The organism is Rhodococcus sp. KB6 (assembly GCF_001445685.1).
Lineage (GTDB): Bacteria > Actinomycetota > Actinomycetes > Mycobacteriales > Mycobacteriaceae > Rhodococcus_F > Rhodococcus_F qingshengii.
In genome coordinates this window covers 78,953-87,103 of record NZ_LNAK01000141.1, presented here as the reverse complement: position 1 = coordinate 87,103, position 8,151 = coordinate 78,953, and the positions used below count along the sequence as shown (strand labels likewise).

At 61.2% G+C, this 8,151-nt stretch carries 6 protein-coding genes; 1 reads left to right on the top strand and 5 read right to left on the bottom strand.

All coding sequences use genetic code 11. The features are described from left to right. Positions 1 to 244: 244 nt before the first annotated feature. The 3 genes from ASU23_RS24595 to ASU23_RS24585 form a co-directional block, all read right to left on the bottom strand. Complete coding sequence (locus tag ASU23_RS24595) at positions 245 to 1,324, bottom strand: site-specific integrase (protein WP_082661464.1); 1,080 nt, start codon at positions 1,322 to 1,324, stop codon at positions 245 to 247. 365 nt (positions 1,325 to 1,689) lie between these two features. Further along, positions 1,690 to 2,868 (bottom strand): acyl-CoA dehydrogenase family protein, encoded by a 1,179-nt coding sequence (locus ASU23_RS24590; protein WP_058038882.1) that lies wholly within the window; start codon positions 2,866 to 2,868, stop codon positions 1,690 to 1,692. 95 nt (positions 2,869 to 2,963) lie between these two features. Beyond that, the gene (locus ASU23_RS24585) at positions 2,964 to 4,781 is read right to left on the bottom strand and encodes an ABC transporter ATP-binding protein (protein WP_054801009.1); all 1,818 of its coding nucleotides are present in this window, start codon (positions 4,779 to 4,781) and stop codon (positions 2,964 to 2,966) included. Between the two features lie 106 nt (positions 4,782 to 4,887). On the opposite strand from ASU23_RS24585, the gene ASU23_RS24580 reads away from it, so the two are divergent. Next, the gene (locus ASU23_RS24580; protein WP_003945320.1) at positions 4,888 to 5,346 is read left to right on the top strand and encodes a MarR family winged helix-turn-helix transcriptional regulator; all 459 of its coding nucleotides are present in this window, start codon (positions 4,888 to 4,890) and stop codon (positions 5,344 to 5,346) included. A 4-nt stretch (positions 5,347 to 5,350) separates the two neighbouring features. Here ASU23_RS24580 and ssb read toward each other — a convergent pair whose 3' ends face one another. Together ssb and ASU23_RS24570 are read right to left on the bottom strand one after the other, a co-directional pair. Beyond that, positions 5,351 to 5,764 (bottom strand): single-stranded DNA-binding protein, encoded by a 414-nt coding sequence (gene ssb, locus ASU23_RS24575; protein ID WP_007733347.1) that lies wholly within the window; start codon positions 5,762 to 5,764, stop codon positions 5,351 to 5,353. Between the two features lie 182 nt (positions 5,765 to 5,946). Next, complete coding sequence (locus tag ASU23_RS24570; protein WP_042446115.1) at positions 5,947 to 8,082, bottom strand: cytochrome c oxidase assembly protein; 2,136 nt, start codon at positions 8,080 to 8,082, stop codon at positions 5,947 to 5,949. Positions 8,083 to 8,151 lie beyond the last annotated feature (69 nt).

Below are 8,151 nucleotides of genomic sequence, written 5' to 3'. Positions count from 1 at the left end.
CCGCATTCAACACGCGGAGGACGACCGCCCGCCGCTTACCGCCGGCACCGCGTAACTAACGTCCGTTCCTCATACACCTAGTGGCCGACAGAAACACATAACGCGAGATGTTGTGAGCTACATCGTTGGAATTCCCAGGTCGCCCTAGTTCAGCGCCTTCATTTCCCGGCGCGTCGGCGTGTCGCGCGTCACATTCTTGTGCGCGGTACCACACCACCCCACCCAAACTTTCGCATAGTGGTCGCTACAGCAACCCGTCGAACACCGCCCGCGTCTTGTCATCCTCGCCGGGCCATAGATGCGAATAGACCGCAAGAGTGACCATGGGGGAAGCATGCCCAAGGCGATGCTGCACCGTCGTAACAGACGCGCCCGACGCGATAAGCGCCGAGGCAAAGAAGTGCCGCAACGAATGCCACGAATGATTCTCAATCCCTGCATCTTTCGCCACTCCGCGCCATACCTTCGCGATATGCGCGCTGGACCACTGCCCACCTTGAGCGGCCCGAAATAACGGCTCATCAAGCGAGTAGTCATGGGTGTTCAAATGCAATCGGACAGCAGACAACGTGGATGCGGGTAGCGGAATCGTGCGTCGTGACTGTTCAGTCTTCAATGGGCGCCAACCGAACGCCGTATGGTGGCCGTCGGCCTGCTCAGTTATATGAACCACTTTGCGATCGAAATCGATCGAACGCACACGTAGCCCTGCAAGTTCGCCGGCGCGCAATCCGCTGGTTGCGCCCAACTCAAGCATTACGGAATACGGCTCAGAAGCTGTGTCAATCAGAGATCGAATCTGATCCACCTTCAAGACTTGGTGAGGCTCGATGGCTTGGTTGGCGGTCCCCTTCCTGCGCACCGAGGTGACCGGGTTCCTGACAATTTGCCCTTGCGCGACGGCGTCATTGAATACCGCTGACAGGGTTCCCATCAACGTTCGGATGGAGCTGTTCGACAATGGTTTACCAGCGGCCCAAGGTCGACCTTCAGCGAGGACTGTGCGCCAATCCCTGACATGGTCAACGGTGACGTCGGAGAGCCGCAGAAACTCAAGCTCGCCGAGGTTAGCCGACAGGTGGCGTCGCACTCCCCTAGTGGATTCCGTGGCCGATTGTTCGATATGGGATTTGATAATGCTGGAAAGCATCTGATTATCGAGGCGCCTTCCAGTCGGGCTGAGCCCTTCGCGTGACCGGATCCATTCACGCGCCTGCCCTTGCTTCGCGAAGCTCTTGGATACTTCTTTGCCTCCAACGCGAACGCGGGCAATGTACCGCGGCGGCTTGCCTGCCGCATATGTTCGACGCTGAATCGATCCCATCGCGAGAGTGTATCCCGCACGGGGGACTCCCGCATATCCCCCACCCGAAAACCAACACAGGAGCCGTTACCGCCGGAAACGCACCTCCTTACTAGGCGGAAATAGTCGTCTTGAAATGCAAATATGCGCTGGACCGTTGACAATGGGTGAAAAGTGTGACTAGAGTCGCCTTCAACATCGTGTAAATGAACTCAGCCATGACCGCCAGCCTATCGGTGTTTGCCCTATAACCCACATTGCGCGTTGGCCGTCACTCCGATGCGGGTTCTGCGGACAGTCCGAGGTCATCGACCAGATTCACCGACATGCTCATCGACCCCCACGAAAACCGCGATGGGGACACCTCCGGGTGTCCCCAGGACGGCTCAGATCATTGCCCTGTGGATGCCCTTCGGCTCGCCACCGAGCTGCGAGAGCGTCGACGCATGGAAAATGGAGCCAGGTACGTGGATCGCATGTGCCAAACCGGCATGAGCATCACGCCAGAACCGCTGCATCGGCGTGTTCAACTGCAAAGCCCCACCACCGGAACGAGCAAAGATCTCGTCCACCGCACGCACCGCCCGCCACGCAGCAGCAGTCTGCGTACGCCGACCGATCGCACGAAGCTCGAACGAAACTTCCTGCCCCTTCTCCGTCATGTCCCAGAAACGATCCACCGTCTCCAAGATCGCAGCCCGAGAAGCAGCGATCTCGGCCGCCGCCTCACCGATCGCGAACAGCACGTACGGATCTTCCTTGATCGGAACACCACTGACCGTCACACGCTCACGCTGCGCCGCCATGTTGCACGCCAACGCACCCTCGGCGATACCGATCAACGACGAGGTGATCCCCAACGGGAAAATGCACGAGAACGGGAACTTGTACAACGTCTCCGTACGACCCGCTTCCTTCCACGCCGTCCCGTCGAAAACCTTTCCCGCATCAAGAGTCCGATACGTCGGCAAGAACGCATCCTTGACGATCAGATCCTTCGACCCCGTACCGCGCAGGCCCACGACATTCCAGCTCTCCTGGTCGATGTCGTAATCCGAACGCGGCAACAACACGTGCAGAATCTTCGGCGGCATCAACGGCTTACCGGACTCGTCACCGACCATCGCACCGATCATGATCCAGTCACAATGATCGGTACCGGACGAGAACGACCAACGACCGTTGAGGATGTACCCACCCTCGACCGGCCTCGCCACACCCATCGGCGCATACGGCGACGCCATCCACGTATCAGGATCGGTTCCCCACACCTCTTCCTGAGCCTTGCGGTCGAAGAACGCAAGCTCCCACGGATGCACACCGACGATGCCGCTGACCCAGCCCGTGGCACCATCCATCGCACCGATAGCCATTGCCGTCTCGGCGAATTCACGCGGATGCGCCTCGAGGCCACCGAACTCCTTCGGCTGCAACATCCGGATGACGCCGGAGTCGCGCAAACGCTTCGCGCTGCCGTCCGTCAAGCGCATCAGCTTGTCGCCCTCGACCCCGTCAGCGCGGATCTCGTCGGCGAACTGTGAGATGTTGTCCAGAACCTGACCCATGATCTTTCCGCCTCCACTGATAGTCGATCAACGACCATTAAAGTAGAACACGTTCTAGAAACTTGCGGAAGTGAAATGGCCGACATTTCTTACACTCACACGGTCTGCAGTTCCGACGGGAGTTCGACGGCGTCGCTACCCGAGGCCGCAAGCAACTGTGCGTATCGCCCACCTTGTTGCACAAGTTCGTCGTGGGTGCCCTTTTCCACAACCACGCCCTGGTCGAGGACCGCGATGAGATCCGCATCTCGAACCGTGGAGAGTCGGTGCGCCACAACAAGAGTGGTGCGTCCGACCATCAGCTCGTCGAGCGCGTCCTGCAACGCACGTTCAGTGCGATTGTCCAAGGCGCTCGTCGCCTCGTCGAGGACGAGGATCGGCGGATTCCGCAGGACTGTGCGCGCGATCGCTATGCGCTGTTTCTCACCGCCGGAGAATCGGTAGCCGCGCTCGCCGACCATGGTGTCGTACCCGTCGTCGAGACCGGAAATGAACTCGTGGATCTGCGCGATGCGCGCTGCCTGCTCGATCTCGGCGTCCGTGGCGTCGGGTTTCGCGAACCGAAGGTTCTCACGAATCGTCGTGTGGAAGAGATACGTCTCCTGCGACACCACACCTACCAGGTCGGAGACCGTCGCCAGATCGAGGTCCCGCAGATCGACGTCGTCGATTCTCACCGATCCCGCAGTCGGGTCGTACAGACGTGCGGCCAAGTATCCGAGAGTGGTCTTGCCCGAACCCGTGGAGCCGACAAGCGCCAAGGTTCCGCCGGCCGGGACCGTGAGGTCGATGTTGTCGAGGGTCTTGCTGTCGGTTCCTGGATACGAGAAGTCGACGTGGTCGAACCGAAGTTCGCCGGACATCTTGGTGCGGTCGAAGCTCTTCGACTCTTCCGGATCCGCGATGTCGATCGGCAGATCCAGGTACTCGAACACGCGACTGAACAGTGCCATCGAGCTCTGCACCTCGACGCCCGTGTTGAGCAGCATCATGGTGGGGCGGAACAATTGTGTTTGCAGCGTGGTGAATGCGACGAGGGTGCCGACGGTGATGGTGTTGCCGTGATCGAGAGTGAAACCGGCAAACCAGTAGACCAGTGCAGGCATGGCTGCGAAGGTGATCGACATGGTCGCCATGCGCCACTTGCCGGCCATCATGGCTCGGAGTTCGACGTCTGCGACTTCCGCTGAACGCTCGGTGAATCGATCCGTCAGAGCCGACTTCGCGCCGGTCGTCTTGCCGAGGAGAATGCCACTGACGGAGAGAGATTCCTCCACCTGGACCGACAGATCACTGAGTAGCTTCTGCCGCTTACCAGAGATCTTGCGGCGCTCGTCACCGATCTTGCGTGCGATACGGATGAACACCGGCAAGATCGCCAGCGAGAAGATGGCAAGCCGCCAATCCAGAAGGAACAGAGCAACAATGGTGGCTGCCACGGTCGTTGCATTCTGCGCGATGGACGTTGCCGTGTTGGTGACCACCGACTGCATACCGCCGATGTCGTTGGCAATACGCGACTGAACTTCTCCGGTTCGGGTTCGAGCGAAGAATCCGAGCGACTGATTCTGCAGATGCGAGTAGACCCGCACGCGCAGTTGGTGCATCAGTTTCTGGCCGATGCTGTTGGACATCCATGTCTGGGCCACGCCGAGACAGCTCGTGATCACGGCAATGGCGATCATGCCGATGGCCAGAACGCTCACGAGTCCGAGGTTCTTGTCCGGGATCGCCTTGTCGAGCATTTCGCGTAGGAGCAGCGGGCTGCCCAGCGCCACGATCGCGCTGAGTGTGATGACCGCGGTGACGATGGCGATCTGAGTTCGATACGGCGCGAACAGTCCGAGTACGCGCTTTGCCGGTACGGATTCCGCCGGAGTGATCTCGACAGCGGATCGTTCGATGTTTCGCATGTGATCTGGTTTCACGTTCTACCTCCTGGAGGCTTTCTCACCCTAGTTTCATATTGATGAGGTTACCTCACTATGAGGCTGACACCAACAACGCTAGACTGACGCCATGCATTCCCGAGAGCGCGAACTCACCGACGTCGTGATGTCCGTGGCACGGCTCATCCGCCGACGTCAGGTGGCAGCGCTGGAACCATTCGGTCTCTCGCCGTCGCAAAGCCGAGCGCTGCGAGTACTGACCCGAGTGGGCGAGCCGGTTCGACTCGGGTTTCTTGCCGAGCGATTGCGCATCGTTCCGCGGTCGGCGACCGACGTCGTGGATTCCCTCGAAGAGGCCGGATGGGTGCGCCGCACTCCCGATCCGAACGATCGGCGAGCTGTATTACTCGAGCTCACCGACGCCGGCGCTACCCTCGCTGCCGACGTCGCGAAAGCTCAACGACGCGAATCCTCGGATGTGTTCGACGACCTCGACGAATCGGAGCGAGCAACTCTCACCGAACTTCTCGAGCGAGTGGACGCGGGGCACGACTCTCGGCCCCGCGACTGCCCGAAACCTTCGGTGTGAGTCCTCACGCAGCGACGGTGTCGACTGCGTCCTCGACATTCTCTGCCGACGTCGGCTTACTCTGACGCTCGATCTTCGAGATGCAACGAGCAAGGTCCGCGCCTACCGCAGTCGCCCGTAGCTCGAGATCGGAACGAGGCACACCCTCTTTGGTCGTGTACTCGTTGGTGCGCAACTCCCCCGCCACCATGACCGGATCACCCTTCATGATGGATGCGCCGACGCCGGTGACCAACCGCCGCCAGCAGCTGACCGTGAGATAGAGGGTCGCTCCGTCCGTCCACTCTCCGGTCACCGCGTCTTTGCGACGCGTGTTGCTCGCCATCCGAAAGCTCAGCACCTCTTCGCCATTCGTGGTCTGCCGCTTCACCGGATTGGTGATGACGGTTCCGACAACCGTTGCATGCGTTTCGTACATGTCCGATCCCCCTTCGAACTCCAGAACCCGCCAACTGCCGCGGGGCCGATCATTGCGTCGGCAGTTTCGATTGTGGAACGACAAACGCGTGGCTCGGGATCTTCGATTTCCACCTGTGCATCGGTGGAACAGCTGTGGAGAAACAGCACTGCCCGAGCCAAACGGCCCGGGCAGTGTCGGAGCTAAGTGCTAGTGGAGGATTCGTCGGATTTCTTCTCGCTGGGTGTCTCGTCCGCAGAGTCCTCGCTTGCAGTCTCGGCGTCAGCAGCCTCACGGGGTTTCCACCCTTCGCGGTCCCGCCTGGCCAATTCGGCGAACATCGCGTTGTGCGCGGCGAGATCGGCGTCGTGGTCGCGCTCGGCCGCACGGTCCGTTCGGCGCGCGGTCCTTCCGTCACTGCGCGACCACTGAACCAGCAGCGCGAGCATGACCACCATGAGTGGGATCTCGCCGGTCGCCCACGCGATGCTGCCGCCCAGCTGCTGATCGCCGATCAGGTCGTTGTTCCAGCCGAGGCCGAGCGAACGGAAGTACGCGCCGCCCATGACGGCGGTAGTGCTCATCAATGCCACGCCGAAGAAGGCGTGGAACGGAAGCGAGCCGAAGACCATTGCCAGCTTGGTCACCGGCTGCAATTGGCGTGGTGACGGGTCGATTCCGATCGCCACCCAGTAGAAGAGATAGCCGCTGAGGATGAAGTGCAGGTTCATCAGCAGGTGAGCGCTGTGCGAGTCGACGGTAGCGCCGTAGATTCCACCGAGGTAGAGCGCGTAGAAGCCGCCGACGAAGAGAACTGCCGCCACGATCGGGTGGGTGATGAATCGCGAGAACGGGCTGTGCAGCGCGGTCAGAATCCACTCGCGAATGCCGGGCACGCCGTCCTTGCCTGCCGGATCCAGGGCCCGCAGAGCCAAAGTGATCGGCGCACCCAGAACCAGCAGGACTGGTCCCAACATCGACAGCGCCATGTGCGCACCCATGTGAACGCTGAATACTGCCGGCGCGTACTTGCCGACGCCCGAAGACGTGGCGATCAAGAGCACCGCACAACCGCTCATCCAGGCGATGGTTCGGCCGACAGGCCAGGAATCACCACGCTTGGCCAGCTTGCGCAGGCCGATGCCGTACAGAATCGCCGCGGCGATCGCGGCGGTGCCGAACATGAGGTCGAATCGCCAGTCCGTCACGAAAGCCATGAACGACGGCGGGTCCGGAAGGTTGTAACCGAGTTCGACCTCGGGAATCGAGGGAATCGACAGCGGCGGGGGCGGCGGGGTACGACCGAGGCCGATCGCGAGACCGATGGTCGCCGCCATCACGATGCCCTCCGCGCCGGCAAATCGAATCAGGGCAGAGCGACTCTTCGGATTCTCCGCCAGCGCCGGTAGCGCCCGACTCCGCTGAGCCCAACCGAAGAACCCGAGGATGATCAGTGCAACCGTTTTCGCGACGATCAATCGTCCATACGTCGTGGTGAAAACGTCGTCGAGAGGCAGACGGACAATCGCGTTGATGACGCCGCTGAATCCCATGACGACGAAGCAGATGGATGCGACCGTCGAAAAGCGTCGGGCTGCTACGTCGGTGTAATCGCCGCCGCGGCGCGCGTGTGCCAGTAGCGCGAACAACCCGCCGGCCCAGAGCGAAGCCGCCACGAGGTGCAGGATCAGACTATTGGTAGCGATGTCATGCGAGCCGCCCGAAGACGAGTGACCGGTGAGAGCAAGCGGCATCAGTCCGAGGAGACCGACCAGCAGCAGGAGCGGAGTCCACCACCAGCGCAGTGTCAGTCGGGCCAGGATCGCCAGAACAACCGCGATGATCGCCGTCCAACGCCAAGCGCCGGCGATCTCGACCTGATCGAGTCCCGACCACAGGTTCGCCGGTTTGATCGCTTCGGCAAACGGCTGACCCGACGTGTCAGAGAGCGTCAGAGGCACCATCATGAACGAACAGATCGCCCACACGATCGCGGCGTGCGATGCAGTTCGGACTGCCCGATAGCCGTCGACGTCGAGGACGCCCGACTTCTGCGGCGGCACGAAGAACGCGGCCAGCAGCAGTGACCCGATCGCAATAACCGCGGCGATCTCCCCCAGTGCGCGCATCGCGGGCAGGCCGTACGTGGTGATCGGGCCTGGATCCGGGATGCCCAGAAGAGTCAGTGCCTGCGACGCGGAGAATCCCACCACGATGGCTGCGGTGAGCCCTGCGATGAGTCCACTGACCACGAATATCGCGGTCGAAGAAGCGGGTGCACCGCTGTGCTGTGTGGACTCCGGTGGGGAATCTGTCGGCGCGAGGTCGGGTGTAGCCATACCTCAAGGGTAGGACCTTCGCGAACCGACTACGACAACGCGTCGGAGTTGGGCGGCGCGCGTCACATC